Genomic DNA, 25924 nt, shown 5'->3' with positions numbered 1-25924 from the left:
AGCCATTTTCAATTTTTAAGCTCATCCGCTCTAAAAGCGCACCATTATGTAAGTATAACTTTTACTTTAAACGTTCGGAAACATTTGCGATCTGATGGCAGCATTCCAATATTTGCAGATCTGTCATTTTACGATATTTTCATTAAATGAAAAATTCCAATTTAATTACCGGAAAGTAATTTTTTTTTATAACATTTGTATTCAACTTTGTTGAATATAATTCAAATTTCGGGAATCAATCAGGAAATATCAATGAAAAAAACCATCACCATTTTACCTTTTCTCATTTTTGCTATCATCCGGCTTTATGCGCAGGCGCCAGAAATTAAAGTAGACCTCAACAGTGAGGTCGGAAAATTAACGCCGATTTGGGCATGGTTTGGCTATGATGAGCCGAATTATACCTATATGAAAGACGGTAAAAAACTCTTATCTGAAATTTCGGCATTGAGTCCGGTGCCGGTATACGTCCGCACACATAGTCTGATGGTAACCGGAGATGGGGAACCTGCACTTAAATGGGGTAGCACCAATATGTATTCAGAAGATGCACAAGGCAAGCCCATTTACAACTGGACCATCGTAGACAGTATATTCGACACCTATATCAAACGGGGAATGAAACCCCTTGCACAGATTGGATTCATGCCAGAGGCGCTTTCTACGCATCCTAAGCCTTATCGGCACCACTGGAAGCCGGGTGATAAATACAGTGATATTATAACAGGCTGGGCTTACCCGCCGAAAGACTATAATAAGTGGGCTGAACTGGTGTACCAATGGGTAAGCCATTGCGTAGAGCGCTATGGCCGAAAAGAAGTAGAAAGCTGGTATTGGGAAGTTTGGAATGAGCCGGATGGAGCTTATTGGAAAGGCACCCGGGAAGAGTTTTTCAAACTTTATGATTTCTCTGCCGACGCAGTCAAAAGAGCGTTACCAACCGCACGAATAGGGGGCTTAAACACGACTGGTGGTGCTATGAGGTGGCTGGACGCTTTTATAAAACATTGCTTGTATGAAAAAAATTATGTTACTGGTAAAACCGGCTCCCCCCTGGATGCTATTCTCTTTCATGCTAAAGGATCACCGCAGTTGAGTGATGGACGTGTGATTATGGGCATACGTAGTCAACTTCGTAATATCAGAGACAATTTCGAGGTTATCGCCCGTTATCCTGAATTAAAGGGCAAACCGGTTATTTTGGGTGAAAGTGATCCGGAAGGTTGTGCCGCCTGTGGCATGGCTACCGATCCTCAGAATGCCTACCGCAATGGCACCATGTATTCAAGTTATACTGCCGCTTCTTTTGCACGAAAATATGAATTAGCACGACGCTATGGCATTAACCTGATTGGTGCGGTAACCTGGGCCTTCGAATTTGAGAACCAACCCTGGTTTTATGGATTCCGGGATTTGGCGACCAATGGAGTCGACAAGCCGGTTTTGAATGTGTTCAGGATGTTTGGCATGATGCCAGGCAACCAGGTCAAGGCAGAAAGCAACCGGCGCTACAGTCTGGACGCTGTTCTGGATTCCGGTATCCGCAAAACAAATACGGACATAGGGGCGCTTGCGTCCAAAGACAAGCGAACGGCAGCAGTAATGGTTTGGAACTATCATGATGCCGACAAGCAGGACAATGGAGGGCCTTTAACCATCAATATCGACAATATACCTGCTACAAAAGTGAATTTACGCATTTTCCTGATTGATCAAGAACACAGCAACTCTTACGAAGTATGGAAAAAAATGGGGTCGCCTCAAAATCCGACAGTGGGGCAGATTAAAACACTTGAAAAAGCCGGGCAGTTAGCCGGCAAAAGTACCAGGACACTTCGCGTAAAAAATGGAAGCCTTCGGATTCCGTTAACTTTAGAACGGCAGGCAGTTGCTTTGACTGTGGTTACCTGGTAACCGGTTAAAAAGAACAAAAAGTTTATGAAATCTTTGAAATTTATTTTGTTCACAGCTGTTGGTTTGTTATCGGCAAAAAGTATGATCGCACAGTCCTTCAAGGATCATATAGATCTCCCAAAGCCCTATGCAACACCTTCCAGTAAAGTTTTTGCCCGGGTTATCGGGTGGAAAGATGAGCAAAAGCCAATTGCGCCCGCGGGTTTCAACGTAACTAAATTTGCCAGTGAATTGGCAAATCCCAGGTGGCTTTACGTAGCTCCCAATGGCGATGTATTCGTAGCTGAATCCGGTACCAGGATTCCCAAAAACAAACGAAGTGAAGAAAAGGATGAATTTTTCGCCTCGAAGGCGCAGAATTTTGGAAGTGCTAACCTAATTACACTCTTCCGGGATAAAGATAAAGGATGGGGAGTACGAAAGCAGATATACTTACCTGGCTAATTTGAACCAGCCCTTTGGAATGCTGGTATTGAATGGCTTTTTTTACGTTGCCAATACTGATGAGGTCATTCGTTTCCCATATAACCCGGGCGATACAACGAATACCGGTAGCTATAAAAAGATTATCGATTTGCCGGCAGGCGGCTACAATAATCACTGGACACGAAATATTATAGCGAGCCCGAATGGAAAAAAAATATATGTTACCGTTGGGTCTGAAAGTAATGTGGCTGAAAGGGGGATCGAAACTGAAAAGCGCCGGGCCAATATACTGGAATTTAACCCGGATGGAACTGGTGAAAGGATATATGCCAGTGGATTACGCAATCCCAATGGCATGGACTGGGCACCCGGAAGTAAAATATTATGGACAGCTGTTAACGAAAGGGATGAGCTAGGTGACGACCTGGTGCCAGATTATGCGACAGGAATAATCGAGGGTGGTTTTTATGGATGGCCATACGCTTATTTTGGTACAAATGAAGATCCACGTCATACCGGTGAGCGTTTAGATTTGGTCAAAAAGTCAATTATACCTGATATCGTATTAGGTGCACACACCGCATCTTTAGGCCTTACATTTTACAGGGCAAAGTTATTTCCCAAAAAATATTTCAATGGCATGTTCGTTGGACAACATGGATCCTGGAACCGGTCTGTACTTTCAGGGTACAAGGTTGTCTTTGTTCCATTCAAAAATGGTAAACCTTCAGGAAAACCTGAAGATTTTCTCACCGGATTTATTGCGGACCCTTCAACGCATGAGGTATATGGCAGACCTGTTGCAGTCGCCGTACTGCCTGATGGCTCACTGCTGGTTAGCGATGATGCCGCAAAAACCATCTGGCGGGTAAGTTCCAACTGATAACCAGAGTTTCACTATGTCACTACAATTCAACTTTATTCAACATTTTATAATTTAATTCAACTGCATTGAATAACACAATCATCCTTTTTGAGGTCGCAAGGCCATATTTAGGTTGAATGAGTAGCAAACGGGATGGTATACCGGTTTTATTTATGGCAGATATTTTTTATTTTTGATTCATGTTAATGTTGACAGTTTAAAAAATCATGCTACCTACACAGTCCCCAAGTAGCCTTTTAGAAGATATGGAAACAAAACCGGTTGTGAACACGATATCCAGCATCGGCGACCGGATCAGAATTTTACGGGTGAGCCAAAAAAGAACCTTACAAGAGTTCGGAGATATTTGCGGATTGTCCAAAAGCATGATTTCAAAGATTGAAACCAACAAAACCATGCCTTCTGTGGCGACGTTGGTTAAGATTGCACAAAATCTGGGAACTACTATTTCCAATTTGATGGAGAATGACGGTTGGGCCAAAGCAATTGTAGCCTCAAGGAGCCAGGCAGAACAAAAGTTAATGCCAACTGAAAAAGGTTACTCTATTTATCCATATGCTTCGGAATATCATGAAAAGAAAATGCAGCCGTTTCTTTTTGTGGCCAAAAAGGGAGAAGTGAGGCCACACTTATTATCACATGAGGGAGAGGAATTTATATTTGTTATTGACGGACAAATGAAGATGCAGATCGGTGAAGTTGAATATATCCTGAATACCGGCGATAGTATTTATTTTAACACTATACAGAAACATGGCATCCTGCCTATTTCGGATGTCGTAACTTATCTCGATATTTTCGTTTAAACGGAACTGTATTTCCGCAGTACAAGGTTAAAACAATAATCAAATTGAACTGATCTACCAGAAAAGGGTAAAAAAATCAGTTCATATTTGTTGCGTGAAAACGTAGGCGACTAAACTTGATGCTGTAAGTTACTAAACCTGCAGATTGCGCAATAATAATCAGGGATCAGGGCCATTGCAGTTAAAATGTATGGCAGGCATCGTTTCTTTTTTAAATTACCAGTTATTTAACCGACAATTAAAGCGCCATCCTGAATTAAATCCGACTGACATAAGTATTTGAAAGTAGCTGAATCCTAAGTTGCGAAGGCTATTACTATTCCATTGCTCCTCATTGTTTATACCTTAATATAGTAAAAGAATAAGTGGGTAATTCCAATTTGGCCACATCCTGTTTAGTTATTAAACTAATTACCGGTTTTGCTTTTTCATCGCCCGGCAAACCGGTGAGTAAACTGTGCTGTATTTTACCATCATGACACACCACCTGGCCAACCTTGAATACCACCATTTCAAATATGATGCCCATCGGGTTCCTTACCAGTCACATGTACACTTTATGGGTGCGGACGCTTTCAGCTTTGGAAACGGCATTAAATTACAGAATGGGGATGTCATGACTGTGCACTGGGCACAGTTGGGAAGGCCATTGAAAAACAGTATTAATCTGATTCAATCGGAGGAAATATTAATTAAAGTCAATTCTTTAGTTTAATTTCATTGCGATGCCAATTAAACCTATATAATTATGAGAACTTGTTTAAAACCACTTTTCCATAAAAAGCTAATAGGGCTGTTTGCTTCGCTGCAATGCTTTACAACTCCCGCGTGATTGCGCAGGACAAACCATTATACCTCGATTATACCAAGGCGATAGACCTTAGAGTTGAAGACCTGATGTCAAAAATGACAATCGAGGAGAAAGCCCAGTTTCTTAATCATGTTGCGCCCACCATTAGCCGGTTTGGTATCCGATCAGACAGATGGAACCAAAGTCTTCATGGTGTAACCTGGAATAAACCGACAACCATGTTCCCCGTGTCTATTGCCATGGCGGCAACCTGGGATACTGTATTGGTACATCAGGAAGCGACTGCCATATCCGATTTGGCACGCGCTATCTACAATGGCTGGCATAACGACCCGGATTTCCAGGGAGACAAAAAAGGACTGATTTACAGATCTCCTGTGGTGAACGTGAGCCGCAATCCCTACTGGGGCCGAATCAATGAGTGTTTTGGTGAAGATCCATTCTTAACTGGCAGGATTGGCGTGGCACATGTGAAAGGCCTGCAGGGAAATGATAAAAACTACCTTAAACTGGTTTCCGCACTTAAGCACTATGCTGTAAACAACATCGAACAAAACCGCATGAGTTTATCAGCAACAGTTAGTGAACGGATGTTATATGAATTTTGGCTGCCCCACTTTCGTGATTGTATTGTAGAAGGACAGGCGCAGTCAATTATGGCTTCTCACAATGCTTTTGTAGTATCTGATCTGGGGGGTGTCAACATCATGGTACAAGGGCACGAAAAGGGGCAGATTTCGTTTGAAGAAGCGGTAGCTAAATCGATCAACGCAGGCTGCGGCTTTTCAGATAAAGAATTTATGCAGTATATACCCGCAGCAATTCAAAAAGGTTATTTAACCGAAGATAAGCTCAATGAGTCAGTAGCGAGGGTGATGCGCGACAGTTTTCTGCTGGGCGAATTTGATCCGCAGGAACGTGTCCCTTACAGCAAAATTCCGATGAGCGTAATTGGCAGTGAAAATCATATCAAACTAGCCCTGAAAGCCGCGCAGGAGTCTATGGTGCTGCTGACCAATAAAAACCACATGCTGCCGCTTGACAAAACAAAACTAAAAACCATTGCAGTTATAGGTCCGCATGCAAATGTTTTTACAGCAGGTGGTTACAGTGGCAAGCCAACCAACCCAATCCTTCCCATAGACGGTATTAAAAATAAAATGGCAGCCGGCACCGAGGTGCTATATGCTGCCGGAGCTGAAATATCTGCCGGAAAGCCAAATGCAAACAAGCCAGCTTTCAATCGTGAGGAAGAAATTAAAAAAGCAGTTGCCCTCGCCCAAAAAGCTGATGTGGCCATTTTATACGTTGGTACTGACTTGACAATAGAAGCTGAAGCTCGGGACCGTTCTTCGCTTGGTCTGCCCGGTAATCAGGAAGAACTCGTTAAAGCAGTATTGGCTGTTCAGCCTAAAACCATCGTCGTATTAATGAACGCAGGACCTTTGACGATTCCTTATGTGAAAGAAAATGCGCCTGCTATCCTCGAAGCGTGGTGGCCGGGTGAGCAGGGTGCGAATGCTATAGCCGATGTTTTGTTTGGTAATATCAATCCAGGTGGCAAGATGCCACTGACCGTTTATGCCAGTGAAGATCAGGTTCCGCCGCAGGATGAATATGATGTAACTAAAGGATTTACCTACATGTATCTTAATGGCAAGCCGCTGTTTCCCTTTGGCCACGGTTTGAGTTACACCACCTTTAAATACAGTAATCTCAAGCTTTCAGCCAATTCGATAAAAGCCAATGAAAGCCTGACAGCGACAGTTGATATAAAAAAAAGTGGTAAAACCGCCGGCGACGAAGTGGTCCAATTATACATTCATGATGTATCCCCAAGTGTAAAGCGGCCGGCCAAAGAATTGCGTAGCCTTGCCAGGGTATCGCTTAAACCTGGTGAAACGAAAAAGGTAACATTTACTGTCCCTGGTAGCAAGCTGGCATTTTACGATGAAAAAATTCACGACTTCAGGGTAGAAACAGAAATGATTGATGTACTTATTGGCAGTTCATCAGAAGATATCCGTCTGAAATCACAGTTTAAAGTAAGCGGGATTTAATAGCAATGGAACCACTTTCATCTGGCGCAAATCCGTCTAAACTACGTTGGATAATGATATCCATGGCTTTTTTAGCTACTGTGTTAAACTATGTACACAGGTTGTCTTTCAATTACCTAAGTGCGGAAGGGCCGTTGAGAAAATTGATCCCTGACAGTGCCTTTGGTTATATTGGAACCGCATTTTTTGTGGCTTATATGATTTCCAATGCGTTTTCTGGCTTCGTGATTGACCGTTTGGGAACAAAAAAAGGATATGCAGTATGTATGGCCTTCTGGACCACTGCCGGATTAGCGCATGCATTCGTTATTACACCTGTTCAGTTTGGAATTACCCGTTTCTTTCTTGGAATCGGGGAAGCAGGCAATTGGCCTGCAGCTTTGAAGCTAACCAGCGAGTGGTTCCCTAAACATGAACGGTCAACGGCTTCTGGTATCTTTAACAGTGGCTCTGCACTGGGTGCAATTATTGTTCCGCCATTAGTGGCCTATCTGAGTATTCATTACAGCTGGCAAACTACCTTTATATTCCTGGCAGCAGCCGGATATGTATGGCTAGTGGTTTTCTGGTTATTTTATTATACACCAAAACAGGAAGGTACTGAGGTGATATCAAAGCCGATATCCGTTGTTCAATTGCTTAAAACAAGGTTTGTCATTACATTCATCCTGTCTAAGTTCTTTCTGGACCCGATCTGGTACTTTGTTACTTTCTGGCTGGGCCGTTATCTTGTGGATGTGCATCATTGGAGTTTAAAGCAGATCGGCTGGTATGCAACCATCCCCTTTATAATCGCTGATGTTGGCAATCTGGCAGGTGGATATTTCACACAGTTTATCATCAAAAAAGGGATGCCCGTGCCTAAAGCCAGAAAACTAGCTTTGTGCCTATCTGCAGCTATCATGGGCATTCCGCTATTAGTTGCACCTTTTGTCATCTCAACACCCTTATCTGCCTTACTGGTATTCGGTTTGGCTGGTTTCGGCTATACTTCCTATACCGCCAACTCCTTAGCCTGTCCGGCCGATGTGGTGCCAAAAAGTTCGGCAGCATCCGTTTGGGGAATCGGCTGCGTAGGCACAGGTTTGGGCGGTGCTCTTTTTCAATCCCTTTCGGGCGTAATACTGTCATCAACCAGTCATATGAGTGGTACAGGAACTGCGTACAATTATCTGTTCTTTTTGTATGGCGCAATAGCGATCGTCGGCCTGGCCATTATCGTGTTTTTCATGGGGCCGATCAGCAGAAACGAAAAATTAATTGCGCATCAACATGTCGTTTAGTATAAAAATAAGTAAATAAAAATTACCGGAGCAAATTTTATCGGATTTGACAGCAGTGGTAATGGTACAAAAACTTTTAAAGCTTTTAGCCCCTCGGCCAATCGGGACCTTGAAGGCGAATTTTTTATAGCAACCGCTGGAGAGAATATTGACCAGGAGCTGTTGTCGCTCGAAAAAGTATTTGAGATCTTAAACGAGAACCTGAAGCAATATCACTCGGAACCTACTTGATATTAAAAATAGTTAATTAAAATACGATACTACCGACGGTTCGAGGGTTATCCTTTCGGGTATCAATGAACGCAAAGATTCTATTTATGTGGTACTTGATCGTTATGAACGACAATATGTATTACCAAAAAGCACTTTGAACGCAGGTAAATATTAAGGTAATGAACAAAAAAACGGTACTCCTATTGGCCTGTCCCCTGGTACTATTACTAATGTCGCTAAAAACGGCGTTTATACCGATGCAGGTTCAATTACCACTGGCTGATAGCTTAAAACGGCCGGCTAAATTTGGTTTTGGCCGCAAGGCTACTGCGCTGGAAATTGCTGCCTGGGATATCGATGTCCGCCCGGATGGGAAAGGATTACCAGCAGGCCAGGGGGATGTGAAAAAGGGAAAGATATTATATGGTCAAAAATGTGCGATATGCCACGGCGTGGATGGTACTGAAAAACCTGGTATCAAACTGCCCGGAAATGCGTTGGTGGGCGATACATCTGCCACCAGCAAACCCAAAACCATTGGCAACTACTGGCCTTATGCCACTACTTTATTTGATTATGTGCGCCGTGCTATGCCCTACAATCTTCCCGGTTCGTTAAACAATGATGAAGTGTACAGCATCACTGCTTACCTGCTGAATGCCAACAAAATTATCAAAGCAGATGTGGTACTCAATGCTAAAAACCTGTACAAAGTGGTGATGCCGGCGAAAAAACTATTTATTATGGACGATCGTAAAGGAGGTCCTGAAATAAAATAATGGAAAAGCGCAATAATAAAGATCAGAAAAGAGCCACTGGTAAAATTAGCAGGCGTACATTATTGGGAGGGGTAATTGCAGCTGCGGTTTTACCTGTACAATCGTTATTGGCTGATGAAGTGCATGCTGAAATGCCTGTTCTTCCTGAAATTACGGATGATCCAACCAAAATTGTTGGCCCCGGGCCTAGTCCGCTGGGTAAACGCTCTTCATTTGAGAACCCCGTACGTAAACCTTCTGATATTTCTTCGCGCACACCTTTGCAGGATATGCACAGTACCCTGACGCCGGCTGATCTTCATTTCGAGCGCCATCATGCGGGTATTCCAACTATTGATCCGGCAAAACATGAACTGCTGATTCATGGATTGGTAGAAAATCCGATGAAATTTTCGGTTGCCGATATTAAGAGGTTCCCATCCGTTACCCGTACCTGTTTTATCGAATGTGCAGGTAATTTTCGAACAGGAAAAGCAGAAATGACCCCGCAGGATATTCTTGGCCTCACCAGCCAGAGCGAGTGGACGGGTGTAATGCTTTCTACCCTATTTAAAGAGGTAGGCATCAGCGATCAGGCCAAATGGTTTCTGGCCGAAGGTTCGGATGCCGCCATCATGACGCGTACCATCCCCATCGCAAAAGCCTGGGATGACGCCATGATTGTTTACGCCCAGAATGGTGAAGCCATACGGCCTGAACAGGGTTATCCCATCAGGTTACTTTTGCCCGGTTTTGAAGGCAATATGAATATTAAATGGCTCAGGCGTATAGAACTTTCGGAAGAACCCTATATGACCAGGGAAGAAACGTCAAAATATACTTACCCGGTAAAAGATAAAATCAGAATGTTTAGCTTTGAGTTGGATGCGCGTTCCATCATCACCTATCCGTCTTATCCCCAAAAGGTAAATAAAGGCTGGATAGAAATACATGGAATTGCCTGGAGCGGCAGGGGAAAGGTAGAAAAAGTGGAAGTGAGCACTGATGCCGGAAAAACCTGGAAACAGGCCGGCTTACAGGAACCTGTGCTCAGTAAAGCACACACTTATTTCAGGTATTTGTGGGATTGGAAAGGAGAGGCTACAGAAATATTAAGCCGTGTGACCGACGAAACAGGCTATTTGCAGCCAACTTTGGCACAACTGGTAGAGGCCCGTGGCGTAAACCTGGGTGGATACCACATGAATCCCATCACAGCCTGGCAGATTAAAAATGACGGAACTGTTTTGTTTAAACCGGAAACCATAAAATAACCAGATGAAACTAGAAAAACGGGATTACGATGCAATTGTAGTAGGGTCGGGGCCAAATGGTCTGGCAGCGGCAATCCTTTTGCAGCAACAGGGACTTTCCGTTTTAATCATAGAAGGAAAAGCGGTAATTGGAGGTGGATTGAGCTCTGCCGAACTTACTTTACCCGGCTTTACGCATGATGTGTGTTCAGCGATCCACCCGATGGCACTGGCTTCTCCCTTTTTTAAAACCTTGCCACTGGATCAGCATGGGCTGGAATATTTGCAACCTGTTTTAGCTGCTGCACATCCTTTTGATGATGGTACTGCTGCTATACTGGATCATTCCATCCAAAAAACGGCTGAATCCTTAGGTGGCGATGCCAAAACTTATACTTCTTTAATGGAGAACATCGCGGTGGCATGGCCATTGATTGATGAGGATGCACTGGGACCGCTACGTTTTCCTAAACACCCCATCGCAATGGCAGGTTTTGGGTTAAAAGCATTAAGCAGTGCAACAGGTTTTGTTAAACGGTTTAAAGAAAAGCAAGCCCGAGGACTTTTTGGCGGAATGGCCGCCCATGCGATACAGCCTTTAAGCAATTTAAGTACCACGGCCATTGGCCTGGTATTGATGGCTGCAGGTCACCTTAAGGGTTGGCCGATACCTAAGGGCGGATCAAAATTTATTGCACAGGCTTTGGCCGGCTATTTTCAAACGCTGGGTGGAAAAATTGAAACCGGAACTTTTGTTACATCTTTAAATCAGTTACCTTCAGCCCACGCCGTACTTTTTGATGTGACACCGAAGCAGTTATTACAGATTGCAGGGCATAAATTCTCCAATATTTATAAATGGCAGCTCGAACGTTACCGCTATGGTATGGGTGTATTTAAGGTAGATTGGGCTTTGGACGGACCGATTCCATTTACCGCTGAAGAATGCCGTAACGCGGGCACTATCCACCTGGGTAATACCTTCGAAGAAATAGCCGCAGGCGAACTGACGACCAGTAAAGGCCGGCAAGCAGAAAAACCCTTTGTGCTTTTGGCGCAGCAGAGTTTGTTTGATCCTTCGCGGGCACCGGAAGGTAAACAAACAGCATGGGCTTATTGCCATGTTCCAAACGGATCAAACCAGGATATGACCACCCAGATCGAAAATCAGGTGGAGCGTTTTGCCCCTGGATTTAGAGGTCGGATCATCGCCAAACATACCATGAATACCGAACAGATGGAAGCGCATAACCGCAACTATATTGGTGGTGATATTAACGGGGGGATACTAGACCTCAGACAATTATTTACCCGTCCGGCTTTAAGGTGGTCGCCTTATAAAACATCGGCCAAAGGATTGTACATCTGCTCGTCATCTACCCCGCCGGGAGGTGGCGTACACGGAATGTGCGGCTACAATGCTGCAAAGCGCGTATTAAAAGATATTTTCAATATAAAACTCAGATAACCACAAAGAAAAAACGATGTCAACACAGAACAATGCTTCAGGAACTACGGGCGCTTTAACCGATGCGGGGATAACTCCAGACAAAAAAACATTTTTACAATCGCTTACCGAAGACTGGTGGGCGGTAATTTTAGGAACAATCATTATTGCTACCGTACTTTATTTAACTTCTAACGGGACAACAATTACTTTACCTGCCTATAAATGGGCTACCGCTGATGATCTTTTTAATAAAATTCTTTCAGGAGGAAATTTACTGCTCATTTTAGAAACAGGTGTGATTTTTCTGGCACTTGCATCTACAGCCATTGGTCTCTCGGGTGGTAATGTAGCGAGGTTTGCTGCTGGCTTTTCACTGATTTACTTTTTTGCGATCATCTCATTCATCATCGGCGGGAATAAAAGCGTATCTTATTTCGGATTGGAATATGTCGTGTTTGCTTTGCTGATTGGGATTTTTTTAGGTAACGTGGTAAAATTGCCCGAATGGTTGAAAGAAGCTGTACGGTCTGAGTTTTACATTAAAACCGGTCTGGTCATTTTAGGAACCACCATTTTATCGGCCGATTTAATCAAAGCAGGTTTACCCGGAATTGTACAGGCAGTTATCGTAGTTACGGCCGTGTGGTTTTTCTCTTTATGGTTAAGCCGCAGGTTAAAAGTGGATGATGAATTTGGTGTAATTTTAGCTTCTGCGGTATCTATTTGTGGCGTTTCGGCGGCTATTGTTGCCGCAGGTGCGATTAATGGCGATAAACGCAAACTCTCTTATGTAACCACATTGGTGTTGATTATGGCCATTCCGATGATGATCATCCAGCCCTGGGCGGTGAGGTATTTTCACATCCCTGATGTAATCGGTGGTGCATGGTTAGGCGGAACGTTGGATACCACTGCAACCGTTACCGCAGCGGGCGATCTGGTTGGACCAATTGCCGTTAAGGCCGGAGTGATTGCGAAATTCTCGCAAAATGTGTTTATTGGCGTGGCGGCATTTTTTATCGCCATCTGGTGGGCCTATAAAAAACCAAAAGGCGAGAATGGTGAGGTGTTGATTAAAGCAGAAAGTCCGGGACATAAAATTGTATGGGAACGTTTCCCGAAATTTGTTTTGGGATTTGTTGCGGCATCGCTGGTATTCTCTTTTTTGTTATCGCCTGCTACCGCAAAAAGTGTTGCGCCCACATTAAATGGATTACGTACGGTTTGGTTTGCCATTGCTTTTATCTCGATCGGTATGGAAGCCAAGTTTTCATCACTGGTGAAACTGCAAGGTGGTAGACCCGCATTTACTTTCGTAACCGCGCAGATTTTCAATATCTTTTGGACATTGTTATGGGCTTATATCCTGTTTGGCGGATATTTGTTCCCTGTGCCCAATTTTAAATAAAAAATATCACCTCATGCCTCGGTCCGTGGAAATACGGACCGAAATGAAATTAGGTGGCAATAGCCTATTAATCAAAAAGCCGAGATAAGCTAACGGGCGGCAATATTAATAATCTAACTCAGGTTATTAGTATAATCCTTAAGGGAGCATTTCTTGTTCCTGTATTTCATCGGTTAGAGCAGCTTCGCGCCGCTCAGAAAGACAGATTTATCCAGGCAGATTGAATTTCCTGGCTGATGCAGGCCGTCGGTTAATTATTATCCTGCAGCGACGAGGTACGAGGCAGCGAAGCTTAAGAACGGAAAACATTTAGTATTGTGCAAAGGTCTTGCGCTTCAAATAGAAGTTACTCCTGTGTGGCGATGGAAAAGAATTCTTTGTTTTAGGAAATGCGCAGGCAGTAGTTCTTGGCGATGTGAAGTCCCCGCTATTCATTTCAAGTCCTCTCCCGATGAAAATCGGGAGCCGGGCTTTACATTTCTATCGGGTTTAGGGATAGGGGGCACCTGCAAACTTAAATGAAAGCTGCTTTTTGGCCAAATCAGGTTATAATAACTTTTGGTAACAAAAGAAACGTAATCCGGGGCGTTTGGCTAATCCAATTTCGCCACTAAACTGATAACCCAGCTTTGGGAACAGTGCCTGGGTGGCCATGTTTTCGCTGTTGGTATCTACCCTTAAAATAGAAATTCCTGAGTCTTTTGCAACCTGCTCGGCCTGGTTCATTAAAGCTTTGGCGATGCCTTTGCCCTGGCAATCAGGATCAACGGCCAGGCGGTGCGTAACAATGGCTTTTTCGGTAATGTCCCAGCCAGCATCGGCATATTCGGGATCCTGATCTGTGGTAATAGCCGAAACACCAACAATTTCTTTTTCCAGTTCAGCTACCCATAACTGGCCAATAGCAATATCGCGGGCAAACACTTCAGGATTCGGATAGTCATCTCCCCACTGGAAATTTCCGGTAGCACGCATTAAGGGCACAACCTGATGAACAAGTTGCATTATAAATGGTATATCTTCTGTAACAGCTAATCTTATTATCATGGTTGCAAAGATAGGAAATGGGTTTATTAGTTCAATTGTCATCTGGTTATATGGGGTCTAGCTGTAAAATGTTTATTGTTTAAATCGGTGCTAAACTTCTAACTGCTTTGATCGACTTCGGACTTCAGACTCATTGCCAAGCAAATCTTCATCAAGTCTTCATCTTAATATCTGATATTTGAGCATATCGCTCATCATCTTATTCCGGCTTTTAAATAGCTGTTAAGGAATTGTTTTCCTATTGTTTAATTCCGATTTTTATATTGTTAACCTAAGGTTAAACTTAATTTCATGTTAATATTTAGTTAACATTAAGACTGTTGTTTTGTGCCAAAATAAAACAACAGAAAATGAAATCACGTATACTATCCCTGATCAGTATTCTTGTACTCCTGATTACTTTTGCTCAGGCTCAGGTTACAACATCCAGTATTAATGGAAAAATTAAGGATAACAAAGGCATCATTCCTGGTGCAACCATTGTTATGGTACATGTTCCCACCGGAACAGTATCCAAAGGTTCTTCAAACGAATCAGGGCTTTACCGCATCGGTAACTTAAATCCTGGCGGACCATACAAAATTACCGTAACCTTTGTGGGTTATAACCCGGTAGTAAAAGAAAATATTTATTTAACCCTTGGCTCAGACGTAAAATTTGATGTTGACCTTCAGGAGCAGGGCAATCAATTGGCCGAGGTAAATGTTAAGGGCCAAAAAGGCGGAACAAAATCTGGCGCAGGTACTAGCATTGGCGAAGGCCAGATTAAAACCCTGCCAACCATGAACCGCAGTTTGCAGGATGTTACCCGTGTAACGCCTCAGGGTAGTAAAGATAATACCTTTGGAGGTACCAATTTCAGGTACAATAATGTAACCATTGATGGCGCAATCAATAACGATGCGATCGGTTTTAGCCCTTCATTGGGTGGACAGAGCGGAAGTTCTGGTATGCCGGGAAGCAGTACACGTACCAATCCGGTTTCACTTGATGCGATCCAGGATGTAACTGTTCTGCTTTCACCTTACGATGTTAAAGTGGGTAACTTTTTAGGTGGTAGTATTAATGCAGTTACACGTGGCGGTACCAACGAGGTGGTAGGGTCGGTTTACGGTTATGGACGTAATGCTTCTTTAATCGGTAGAAATAAAATCGGCGATAATAGCAAAGAGCCATCTGCATTCCACGATTATCAAACAGGGTTTCGTGTGGGTTTTCCGATTATAAAAGATAAATTGTTCTTTTTTACCAACGAGGAGATTACCCGCCGTCAGGATCCGGTTATTTTAGGTGCAGGATCATCGGATATGAAATTGCTTACTGCAAATGATGCACAGCAGATTTCTGATTACATGAAATCCGCTTATGGTGTAGATGCAGGTTCTTTCGATAATTATAATATCTACTCGCAATCAAACAAATTCTTCAACCGTTTGGATTGGAATATCAGTGAAAGTACCCAATTAACCATCAGAAATAACACCATTATTTCTAAAGCAACAAACCTGGAAAGAGATCAGCTTAACTTTAGGTTTGGCGGCATCGATTTCAGGCAAAATAACAACCAAACCTCAACCGTTGCCGATCTGAAAACCCGTTTTGGAAATTCAGCTACCAATAATTTAATTATAGGTTATTCTACCGTGCACGATTACCGCAATCCACTATCTAATCCGGCTTTACCGCAGATTGAGATTGCCGCTAATGGAGGAACACTGTTTTTAGGTACTGACCGCGAAGCGAGTATCTTCAATATGAAACAAAATACTTTCGAATTCACCGACAATTATACTTACAATTCTGGTATCCATACTTTTACTGTTGGTACGCACAACGAATTTTATAATATTAATTATGGTTTTGTAAATGCATGGAACGGTCGTGTGGCTTACAGCAGTATTGCCGATTTCCTGGCCAACAGACCAAATAGGGTACGTACAAGTTACAACTATGATGACAATACACGTGATAACATTATTGCCAACCCTACAGCAGAATTTAATGTAAACATGTACAGTGTTTACGGTCAGGATGAAATCCGCATTGGCGATCGTTTTAAATTAACACCAGGTTTACGTTTTGATATGGCAAACCTGCCAGACATGCCGTCTTTAAGCTCAAAAACAAGCAACTCTCCGGTTGATGCCAATTACGGTACAACTTATACCTATACACAACCATCATCCATTACCGGAAAATTCCTGAACAAAATCCAGATTTCTCCTCGTGTTGGCTTTAATTTTGACGTATTGGGTAACCAAAGTTTGGTCATGCGTGGTGGTACCGGTTTGTTTACCAGCCGTGTGCCTTTTGCATGGATTGGTTATGCTTATTATAATAACGGTGTAAACTACGGTGCTTTTGATAAATCGTATGTTTATTCAAATGCAGATCCAACAAAAATCACTACACCGGCAGCAGGTTCAGATCCAATCAGAGATGCTTTGACCGGTAATGGCGAAGCAGGTTATGTAACTAAACAAGGGGTAAATGTTAAAGATGCCAGTGGTGCTACGCAGGTAGATTTAGTTGATAATAACTTTAAAATGCCAAAAGCCTGGAGAAGTAATTTAGCTTTTGATTATAAAACAGACGACCAGTGGAAGTTTACCGTGGAGGGAATTTTTAGCCAGGTAATAAAAGATGTACAGTTCCAGCAGATCAATTATGTAGATAATCCAAAGTACATGGTTTATGATACACAAAAACAACAGCCTATCTATTCAGGGGCAAAAATCAATCCGTTGTACACTAATGCCTACCTGTTATCAAACACCGATAAAGGATATAAATATAGCTTAACTGCACAGGTAAGTAAATCACTTCCTTTTGGTTTAGATATGATGGTGGCTTATACTTACGGGAGATCGAAAGATATTGCCAACGGTATCCGTAACTCAATGGAATCTAACTGGCAGTTAAACCAGGCACTTAGCCCGAATAACCCGGGTTTGGCTTATTCAAACTTCGATATCCGCAACAGGATTATTTCAACCATTAACTATAGATTAGATTGGGCTAAAAATGGTAAATATGTATCTAACTTCTCTTTGTTCTTCAGCGGTCAGTCGGGTTCTCCATATTCATTGGGTTTAGTAAACACCAGGATCAATGGAACAGGACAAACCGTAAGTTTAATGTATGTGCCGGCAGTAGGCGAAACACAGAAGTTCTTTGCCAATACAGCTGATGGAATTGCTCAGGCGGCGGCATTTGATAACTATATCAATGGCGATAAATACCTAAGCAGCCGTCGTGGTGATTTTACCGAACGTAATGGTGCACGTACCCCATGGAATGTTCAGGCTGATTTTCGTTTTGCTCAGGATATACAAGTGGCGAAAGGAAAACACCCACACGTACTTACTTTAACCTATGATATTATTAACTTAACTAATCTGGTGAATAAAAACTGGGGAGTTCAGTATTTTTCTCCTAATACTTATAACTCAATGGCCAGTATGGGTATCAAAGTGGCAACCGCAGGAACACCAACTACTTATCCTGTTTATACCTTTGCACAAAAAGATGTAACCTCATATTCAAAAGATTTCTTTGCCTCGCGTTACCAGATGCAATTGGGATTAAGATATAGTTTCTAATCTTTTTTAATGTCACCATACAACGGTCTGATCTTGTAAGGTCAGGCCGTTTTTTACTATGCGATAAATCGAATCCCTAATTCGTGATTAGGTCGGTTGATGAGGCACTATAGAAAAAAGTAATGCGTAATGTATTGGTTAAGAGTATTGAGTGTTGCTAACAAGCTGATATTCAATTTCGGAGGGGCGAAACGATCCTCTGCTATAATATGACGGTCCGTTTTTTTAAATAATAATTAAATAAATTTTTGCATAAATAATTTAAAAGCACTAATATTGCACTCCCAAAACGAACAAGCGGATGTTGGCTGAAAAGTTTAAATCAGCTGTTTTTTTGGATAGCCGGATTCCTTCTTAGCTCAGCCGGTTAGAGCATCTGACTGTTAATCAGAGGGTCGCTGGTTCGAGCCCAGCAGAAGGAGCTTAAAGCGGATAACGGAAGTTATCCGCTTTTTTTTGTTTAAAATTAAGCTGGGCGAGAGACCTATCCTAGGTGCGGCGAAGGGAGATCGTTATGGATAATTCGAATTTTAATGCTGAAAATTACATAAACCCCAATTTATAGCCAATGGAATGGTTTTTTATTTCCATAATAGAATTTTTCCAGCTTTCTAATATCTTTTCAATTGCTGATATTGTAAGGAACGGTTTATCAGGATAATGAAATTTTACCCGATTATTATCGGATTTTCTCCAAAAATAAATCAAAACCTCGCTGTAGGCTGTATTTAGTCCTATTATTATATAAAATGATTTGACAGTATTACTCCTTGTAACTATGCAAAGCATTTATTTGTAAATTAGCTATGAATTTAGCTAACAGTCATAGGATCTTTCTCATTTGATTAGGTTTTCTAACCAAGCTTCTATCGGATTTAGTGTTGTAACAGAATAATTTGATACTTTTTTGCTGTCTGAATGATAGCAGGAGGTGCCAAAATACTCAACAGGGATTTCATCTATTGATCGATTACTAAATTTAAAATTATCTAAATTACTATCATGACGCTCATCAAAGATAAAGAGATTACAAAAGCGAAGCTTATTGAAGCCGTAGGAGAAATCATTAAGGAATCAGGCTATACTGGGTTAGGTGTTAATAAAATTGCCAAACGTGCAGAGGTAGACAAGTGTTTGATTTATCGATATTTTTCGGGGTTTGATGGTTTAATAGAAGCCTATGTCCTACAAAGGGATTACTGGCTTAGGACAAACAATAATGCTGAAACGTTCGTACAGCGTCCTGACGAGGGATTAAAGGAATTCGTATCCCGCCTCCTAGTTGAACAGTTTGACTACTTTAATAACAGTGAGGAAATGCAGGAATTAATATATTGGGAGATTAGCGAAAGAAATGAGTTGTTAAACAGCATATCCAGAACTAGAGAGATTAAAGCCGGTAGTCTTCTTGCCCGTATTGATGATGAAGTTTCGGATAATACGATCGATTTTAGGTCTCTTAGCGCTCTTCTGGTTGCAGGCATATACTATTTAAATCTTCATCGACGTGTCAATGATAGCTCGTTTTGCGAATTGGATATAAATGATCCTGAAGATAGGCAAAAGCTTCGCAAGACAATTACCCAGTTAATTTATCATGCTCTTGAATAGATTTAAGGTGATTTTTATTTAAGATGAATCTTATATTAAACTATAATCACTTTTAATGATTTACGTTAACGTCAAACTGTCTTCAAAGTTTTTATAGCTATGTCTCAAAATAGTGCGGTACTATTGCTTTCCATTATATCCAGCATAAATCATTAGCTTGTCTCTATTGGCTTTAATACTAGTTGTTTAGCAGCTTTATTATTTCTTAACTAGGATATCTCTCTTATATCCGATTAGCAGCTATGCTCTTGGTTTGTTAATGAAAATGTCTATTAAAACATTCTTTAATGGAGTGATTGTTAGGTTTAAACTTGTCTATATTCGTTTTCATAACTACTAACAATAATTTTTTTATAGTAAATTTTATTAGTAATTATTTTTTAAAAAAAAACTACAATGTCACCACTTCGAAGAATTTTTAAATCTAAATTAGATTCAAATGCATTGTTAATAGCAGTTAAAATTTTAAAAAGTAGAAAAATCTAACCATTAGTAGCCATATCTATATGAAGCAATATTCAAATGCCTTTTTAGTTGTACACCAATTTTTAAAATCGTTAAAGGTTAAACATAGTAAAGTTGGACTTTCCCAAACACTGGTAGGGCATCCCGACTTTCCAAGTATGATGGCTATTAGTGATTGCCTAACAGAATGGCGGGTTGCAAATGAAGCCAATTTAATACCAAAAGAAAATTACAAAGACTTGGAAGTGCCTTTTATAGCTCATTTTGCTGAAAATGGAGGAAATATCATTCTAATAAACTCGACAACTAATGGAAGCATAGGTTATTTTGATGGGAGGCGTCAAAATTCGAGTATGTCAGAAAATGAATTTCTGAAGAAGTGGAATGGTATAGTTTTACGGGCAGAAGCTGATGAGGATAGCGGAGAGGCAGAATACAACCAAAATAGATGGAAAGATCTGTTTCAGATATTGAAGATGCCCATGCTTTTTACCATTTTACTGGTAGGAATAGGTATCAGGATTTATGCTTTGTTTCCAATTTTAACTTTGCCTTATTACACTCAGTTGGTCATTAACATATTGGGTGTGGTTATTACCAGTTTGTTATTGGTATCGAGCGTTGATAATAATAATTCCCTTGTACAAAACCTTTGCAGTTTGGGTAGTAAGAATGGCTGTAATGCTATTTTAAAAACAGATGCCTCGAAGCTAACCAATTGGCTTAGCTGGAGCGAAATTGGTTTCATTTATTTCACCGGTGGTTTGCTTTCTTTGCTAATAACCCCTTCTTCCTTGTTTCTTATAGCCGGTTTTAACCTATTGGCAATGCCTTATACTGTTTATTCTATAACTTATCAATATAGGCATAAAAACTGGTGTGCGTTGTGCTGTATGGTGCAAGGTCTTTTAATACTGGGTTGCATAAATGTGCTGGTTTTTAACCTTTGGTTTTTTAGTTTTAATAACGTTCCAATATCTGCTTTTTACCTTGTTCCTTTTTCATTCCTGTTACCAATAACAATATGGTATATACTTAAACCATTCTTTGAGCAAGCTGTGCAATTTCAACCGTTGAAGCAACAGCTAAATAAGTTTAAGTATAATAGCGACCTGTTTGACAAGGTTCTGAAAAACCAGCCCTGCTACGCCGTAAGTAATGAACTCATGCCGATAGTTTTAGGAAACCCCCAGGCTGATACTGTAATTACTATGGTAAGTAACCCTTTCTGCGCACCATGTGCAAAGGCCCACCGGACTATTGATGAGTGGTTGAAATATAGAGAAGATATACAGTTGAAAATTATTTTTACTACAGCAGACCATGAGGATGATGACCGTACAAAGGTGTCGAGACATATCAGCGCACTCACCACGCTAAATAATGCGCAACTTGTAGAAGATGCATTGAACGATTGGTACATGCAAAAAACAAAACAATATAACGACTGGGCCGTAAAATACCCTGTCAACTTTGATACAGCTGTAAATGGTATTACCGAAAAGCAGAAACAATGGTGTGAAATGGCTGAAATTTCATTTACCCCTACCATTTTAGTGAATGGTTACAAACTCCCTGAACCCTATACACTGGAAGATATCAAGTATTTGATTACTTAAAGCTATTTGAGATGTGAAACCTCAAAAGTGATAAAAATTTTTTGTACAAAAAAGGGGCAACCGGTTCGAAACGTATTGCCCCAAAACGAGTACCAGCGTTACTGGTATCGCCTAAGTTGTTCTTGCGTGAAAGGACAACAAAACCATAAACAACAAAGTTAATATTAAAACAATGAAAAAACTTAGTTTAAAACCAAATGCTTTCAACAAAGGAGAAGTGCTAACCAGAACACAATTGAAAAAAGTAATGGGGGGAGTTGGAAGTGGCGCCGGTACACCAGGCGGAAGTAATGGTAATCCTTGCCCTAACAATTGTAAACAGTATTGCCATCAAAATGATGATGGACATACAGGCTATGGTACTTGTTCTCCATCAACAGGAGGTACAAGTTGCCATAATTACTGTTGCGACGGAACTCAATCACAGTATTATTGGTGTTAACCGTTTATTAAACAATGTATTACTGAATTTTAATTCAGTAATACATTGTTAGTTTATCAAAAATAACTTATGACCTTAAACGTAATAAATGTAACGCTTTTAACCGTTGTTATTAGTCTATTTGGTTTTTCTTGTCATTCGCAAACTGAACCTAGCGATGTAAACTCAGCAAAAAGTGTGAAAAGCACAACCATTGTCGTGAACTTTAAAAGGAATTCTGATCGATATTTTACAAGATTAAGTCAGTTGAGTGCATTATCTTTTCAGCCCTTATTGGTATCTCCCCCAGAAAATGTACTTGATACCACTGATAAATTAAAAACTATAATTAAGCTGGAATTGTATAAACCGAGTTATATAGCCTTGGGATTTAGTATATTATACATTGAACCCGGAGATAGTGTGAACTTAAATTATGAAACGCTTCTGGTAACCAAGGAACGTTTTAGAGATAGTATCACCATCAATAATGGAAATATCTTTTTTACACATAGAAATGGAGAACCTGCTTTACCTGTAAAAGCACTCCTCGACCGTTTTTATGAAAAGTTAAGCGGAATAAAATCGCCAAGCGTAATGGCCGATTATTTATCCGTCAAAAATGTAAATAGTTTGGTTGATGAATATGCCAAATTGCTATATCATGATCACCCCAATTTGGACCACTCAAATTTAATGTTCAAAAAATTAAGAAAAATTACTGAGAACAACTTCCTGGGGCAATTATCCTACCGGCTTAAATATTTGTACAAAAACTCGACCAATGTGTTGTTGAAAAAATCAATCCACCAATGCGTTATCAACCTACTGAATAATGCATGCATGCAGAAAAACGAAACTGTTGATCCACTTATGCTCGGTAAATATTTAGGGATGTATAATTTTTTCAAAGACTTAAATTACAATGAACATGAAATTCATTCAAAATTCGAATCATGTGATACTATAGTTAGACAGTATGTTTTGCTTAATCTTTTAAAAGATAACTTACTGCCACACAATTCAAAAAAAGAATATACCTTAAGCCAAATTACTTATCCTCCATTTAAAGCGTATGCCATAGGATTGTCTAAAAATCCAAATATGGGCAGCGAAAAGGCAGGATATGTAAATAACACAATAAAGAATATAGGAATATTTGATACTAAAGATCAAAAAAAATTTTTTGGAGATCTTTTTAAATCAACAGAACAGCCATTTATAATATTTGATTTCTGTGGAACCTGGTGCAAGCCATGTATGGATGAAATTCAACGATATAAACAAACAAAAAACCTGGACAGGTCGACAAAGATAAGGCCAATCTGGCTTTTCTTTGAAAATGACAAGGGCAAATGGTTGGAAGTGGTAAAACAAAATTCGCTAATCGCAGAAAACTGCTTTGTAATTTTAGGCAGCGATGCCAATATACTTACCAAAGAATTTGCATTATTAGCTGATTGGCAGGGCGAGTTTCCACATCACTTTGTGTTTTCTAAGGAAGGAAAGGTGATACAAAAAAATGCTGTAAATCTTTCTGTTTTTTCCGAAAATGAACTTGTTCCTTATACTAGAAACGAAAAAAATAATTCATCTACACCAGCTTTGCCTTCTAAATGGTAATAATTCGACTGGAAATCCAAGATGCTGTTTGATAAAATTTACTCCATGAATAAAATACCAACTTTTGTTATCAACCTGGAAAAACGTAAAGAACGTAAAGCCCATATCATAAAGCAGTTTAATAAAAGAACAGAGTTTAATGTACACATTGTTAAAGCCATTGAAAATAAAAATGGTGCGTTGGGTTTGTGGCAAACCATTACACAAATCGTACAGCAAGCCAATCAACGGCAAGATGAATATATCTTGATTTGCGAGGATGACCATGAGTTTATGGATCACTATAATAAAGAAGCCTTTTTTTATGTTATTAAGACATGCGGCCAAAAAAAGGAGGCAGATATCCTGTTAGGTGGAGTAAGTTGGTTTTATGATGCACTTCGAATAGACCGAAACTTATATTGGATAGATAAGTTTACCGGAACACAATTCATCATCATTTTTCGAAAATTTTATGATGCCATTCTTGGCTATGAATTTAAAAATGGTGATACCGCAGATAAAATTATTTATGAGCTCACCGATAATAATTTTTTAATTTATCCATACATCTCAACGCAAAAAGAATTTGGTTATTCTGATGCTACAGTAGATAATAATGCAGAAGGGCGCGTAACCAAGCTTTTTGATGAGAGCATGGCTGTAATTGATAATTTAGATAAAGTAAACCAATTCTATAAATGAGCACTCAAGAACCAACAGAATTTACAATCCCTACTTATATTATCAATATCAAAGAACGGACTGACCGCTTAGCGTTTATACTTTCTGAGTTTAACAAGAGGCAAGAATTTGACATCAGTGTTATTGAGGCCTGTACGCATAAAATTGGCGCCGTTGGATTATGGCAAAGCATACTAAAAATAGTGAATTTAGCCATACAGAATGATGATGATGTAATTATTATTTGTGAAGACGATCATGAATTCACAAATGATTACAACAGTAAATATTTAGTTGGCAATATAATTGACGCACATGAACAGGGTGCAGAAATACTTTCTGGAGGTATTGGCCACTTTGGATATGCCGTACCATTAACGCTAAACAGATATTGGGTAAACCCCTTTCAATCGACACAGTTTATTGTGTTATACAAAAGTATTTTTCCTAAGATATTAAAATACAAGTTCAAAAAAACAGATGTTGCTGATCTGGTTTTGGCAAGTCTAACCAGCCATAAAATGGTTTTATATCCTTTTATTTCAAGGCAAAAAGACTTTGGCTATTCTGATATCACACCGCAACATAATGAGCAACCTGGGCTTGTTAAAGAAATGTTTAGAAGGACTGAAGAACGGTTGAGGAAAATTCAACAGGCATATATCAAGTATATAACGTAATCGATATTATATGCGCATCGCTTATCTAATATTAGCCCACCAAAATACTTCACAACTAGCAACTTTGATAGATCTGCTTAGTTATGAGACGCCAAATTATTGTTTTATTCATTTGGACGGACGTTTACATATCTCCTCAATAACAAAGGAACTGAAGAAATTAACGCGGAGCACGAGTTGGCACATCATCAAAAAAAAGACTGTAATTAGCTGGGGTGGTTTCAGTATGGTAGAAGCTACATTGAATCTAATACTGGAAGCCTTAAACCATAGCGAAAAATACGATTATTTATCTCTACATAGCGGCATGGATCTACCTATCAAGACAACCGAAGAAATATCTGGTTATTTGGAAAGTGGGAAGGAGGCTCAATATTTAGAGTTTTTCAAATTGCCTGATCAAAGCTGGGCTGGCAACGGAGGATTGGATAGAGTTAATTATTACTGGCTAGCTGAACAAATAGGTGACGCAGAAGCTGATCTACTTGTCTTTGCCCAAAAACAGGCAAAGATTATACGGGAATTTCCTAAGGGGATAGGCGAAATATATGGCGGTTCGCAATGGTGGACATTAACTGCTGACTGCGCCGAATATATTATTCACTACCTGAATAGAACCGCTGGTATTATTCAATTTTTTAAATATACGCTCATACCTGACGAAATTTTTTTTAATACCATCTTGCTTAACTCTCCTTTCAAAGAAAAAATTATAAATGATAACTTAAGGATGATCGACTGGAACGTGATTCCTGGTAAACCAAAAGTGTTTGACAGTACAGATAAAAAGCGGTTGAACCGCACAAAGAAGTTTTTTGCGCGCAAGTTTGACGAAGGTATTGATAAAGAAATTATTACTTATTTCATTGACAAATTACAAAAACCGTAAGCATATCATTTATAACTAAAACGCAAACAATTACAA

Annotated in this window: 20 protein-coding genes and 1 tRNA gene; 19 read left to right on the top strand and 2 right to left on the bottom strand. The window is 40.3% G+C overall.

Annotated elements, in window-relative coordinates; all coding sequences use genetic code 11:
* The first annotated feature begins 252 nt into the window (after positions 1-252).
* The 4 genes from QZ738_RS16075 (at position 253) to QZ738_RS16060 (ending at position 4032) form a co-directional block, all read left to right on the top strand.
* Positions 253-1914: a beta-xylosidase gene (locus tag QZ738_RS16075; RefSeq protein ID WP_293788754.1), complete on the top strand. Its 1662-nt coding sequence runs from the start codon at positions 253-255 to the stop codon at positions 1912-1914.
* 24 nt (positions 1915-1938) lie between these two features.
* Positions 1939-2358: a hypothetical protein gene (locus QZ738_RS16070; RefSeq protein WP_293788753.1), complete on the top strand. Its 420-nt coding sequence runs from the start codon at positions 1939-1941 to the stop codon at positions 2356-2358.
* Between the two features lies 1 nt (position 2359).
* The gene (locus QZ738_RS16065; protein ID WP_293788752.1) at positions 2360-3223 is read left to right on the top strand and encodes a sorbosone dehydrogenase family protein; all 864 of its coding nucleotides are present in this window, start codon (positions 2360-2362) and stop codon (positions 3221-3223) included.
* 209 nt (positions 3224-3432) lie between these two features.
* The gene (locus QZ738_RS16060; RefSeq protein ID WP_293788751.1) at positions 3433-4032 is read left to right on the top strand and encodes a helix-turn-helix domain-containing protein; all 600 of its coding nucleotides are present in this window, start codon (positions 3433-3435) and stop codon (positions 4030-4032) included.
* Positions 4033-4363: 331 nt separating this feature from the next.
* Here QZ738_RS16060 and QZ738_RS16055 read toward each other — a convergent pair whose 3' ends face one another.
* Positions 4364-4561, bottom strand: a complete 198-nt coding sequence (locus tag QZ738_RS16055; RefSeq protein WP_293788750.1) for a hypothetical protein — start codon at positions 4559-4561, stop codon at positions 4364-4366.
* Positions 4562-4842: 281 nt separating this feature from the next.
* Here QZ738_RS16055 and QZ738_RS16050 point away from each other — a divergent pair, with 281 nt between their 5' ends.
* The 6 genes from QZ738_RS16050 (at position 4843) to QZ738_RS16025 (ending at position 13268) form a co-directional block, all read left to right on the top strand.
* On the top strand, positions 4843-6903 hold the full coding sequence (locus QZ738_RS16050; protein ID WP_293788749.1) for a glycoside hydrolase family 3 C-terminal domain-containing protein: 2061 nt from the start codon (positions 4843-4845) through the stop codon (positions 6901-6903).
* A gap of 5 nt (positions 6904-6908) precedes the next feature.
* Positions 6909-8186, top strand: coding sequence for an MFS transporter (locus QZ738_RS16045; RefSeq protein WP_293788748.1), 1278 nt, complete (start codon positions 6909-6911; stop codon positions 8184-8186).
* 392 nt (positions 8187-8578) lie between these two features.
* Positions 8579-9178: a c-type cytochrome gene (locus QZ738_RS16040; protein WP_293788747.1), complete on the top strand. Its 600-nt coding sequence runs from the start codon at positions 8579-8581 to the stop codon at positions 9176-9178.
* On the top strand, positions 9178-10431 hold the full coding sequence (soxC, locus tag QZ738_RS16035; RefSeq protein WP_293788746.1) for a sulfite dehydrogenase: 1254 nt from the start codon (positions 9178-9180) through the stop codon (positions 10429-10431). The genes QZ738_RS16040 and soxC overlap by 1 nt, the downstream gene beginning before the upstream one ends.
* A gap of 4 nt (positions 10432-10435) precedes the next feature.
* Complete coding sequence (locus QZ738_RS16030; protein WP_293788745.1) at positions 10436-11878, top strand: NAD(P)/FAD-dependent oxidoreductase; 1443 nt, start codon at positions 10436-10438, stop codon at positions 11876-11878.
* A 16-nt stretch (positions 11879-11894) separates the two neighbouring features.
* Entirely contained in the window at positions 11895-13268 is a 1374-nt protein-coding gene (locus tag QZ738_RS16025) for a putative sulfate exporter family transporter (RefSeq protein WP_293788744.1), read from the top strand.
* Positions 13269-13814: 546 nt separating this feature from the next.
* Here QZ738_RS16025 and QZ738_RS16020 read toward each other — a convergent pair.
* Positions 13815-14315: a GNAT family N-acetyltransferase gene (locus QZ738_RS16020; RefSeq protein ID WP_293788743.1), complete on the bottom strand. Its 501-nt coding sequence runs from the start codon at positions 14313-14315 to the stop codon at positions 13815-13817.
* 350 nt (positions 14316-14665) lie between these two features.
* Between QZ738_RS16020 and QZ738_RS16015 the strand changes: the two genes are divergently transcribed.
* The 9 genes from QZ738_RS16015 to QZ738_RS15975 all read left to right on the top strand — a co-directional run bounded on the left by QZ738_RS16015 (position 14666) and on the right by QZ738_RS15975 (position 25888).
* Positions 14666-17917, top strand: coding sequence for a TonB-dependent receptor (locus QZ738_RS16015; RefSeq protein WP_293788742.1), 3252 nt, complete (start codon positions 14666-14668; stop codon positions 17915-17917).
* 348 nt (positions 17918-18265) lie between these two features.
* Positions 18266-18339: transfer RNA gene (locus QZ738_RS16010), tRNA-Asn, on the top strand.
* A 580-nt stretch (positions 18340-18919) separates the two neighbouring features.
* A complete protein-coding gene (locus tag QZ738_RS16005; protein ID WP_293788741.1) occupies positions 18920-19528 on the top strand; it encodes a TetR/AcrR family transcriptional regulator in 609 nt (202 codons plus the stop codon).
* Between the two features lie 506 nt (positions 19529-20034).
* Entirely contained in the window at positions 20035-21612 is a 1578-nt protein-coding gene (locus QZ738_RS16000) for a thioredoxin domain-containing protein (RefSeq protein ID WP_293788740.1), read from the top strand.
* 172 nt (positions 21613-21784) lie between these two features.
* Positions 21785-22054, top strand: coding sequence for a hypothetical protein (locus QZ738_RS15995; RefSeq protein ID WP_293788739.1), 270 nt, complete (start codon positions 21785-21787; stop codon positions 22052-22054).
* A gap of 576 nt (positions 22055-22630) precedes the next feature.
* A complete protein-coding gene (locus QZ738_RS15990; protein WP_293788738.1) occupies positions 22631-23656 on the top strand; it encodes a hypothetical protein in 1026 nt (341 codons plus the stop codon).
* A 45-nt stretch (positions 23657-23701) separates the two neighbouring features.
* Positions 23702-24340, top strand: a complete 639-nt coding sequence (locus QZ738_RS15985) for a glycosyltransferase family 25 protein (RefSeq protein ID WP_293788737.1) — start codon at positions 23702-23704, stop codon at positions 24338-24340.
* Positions 24337-24999, top strand: a complete 663-nt coding sequence (locus QZ738_RS15980) for a hypothetical protein (protein ID WP_293788736.1) — start codon at positions 24337-24339, stop codon at positions 24997-24999. The genes QZ738_RS15985 and QZ738_RS15980 overlap by 4 nt, the downstream gene beginning before the upstream one ends.
* A gap of 10 nt (positions 25000-25009) precedes the next feature.
* Entirely contained in the window at positions 25010-25888 is an 879-nt protein-coding gene (locus QZ738_RS15975; RefSeq protein ID WP_293788735.1) for a beta-1,6-N-acetylglucosaminyltransferase, read from the top strand.
* The last annotated feature ends 36 nt before the right edge of the window (positions 25889-25924 follow it).

This window comes from uncultured Pedobacter sp., assembly GCF_913776295.1.
Classification (GTDB): Bacteria; Bacteroidota; Bacteroidia; order Sphingobacteriales; family Sphingobacteriaceae; genus Pedobacter.
Note: the sequence above shows the minus strand (reverse complement) of the source record. Positions and strands in the feature narration are given on the sequence as shown.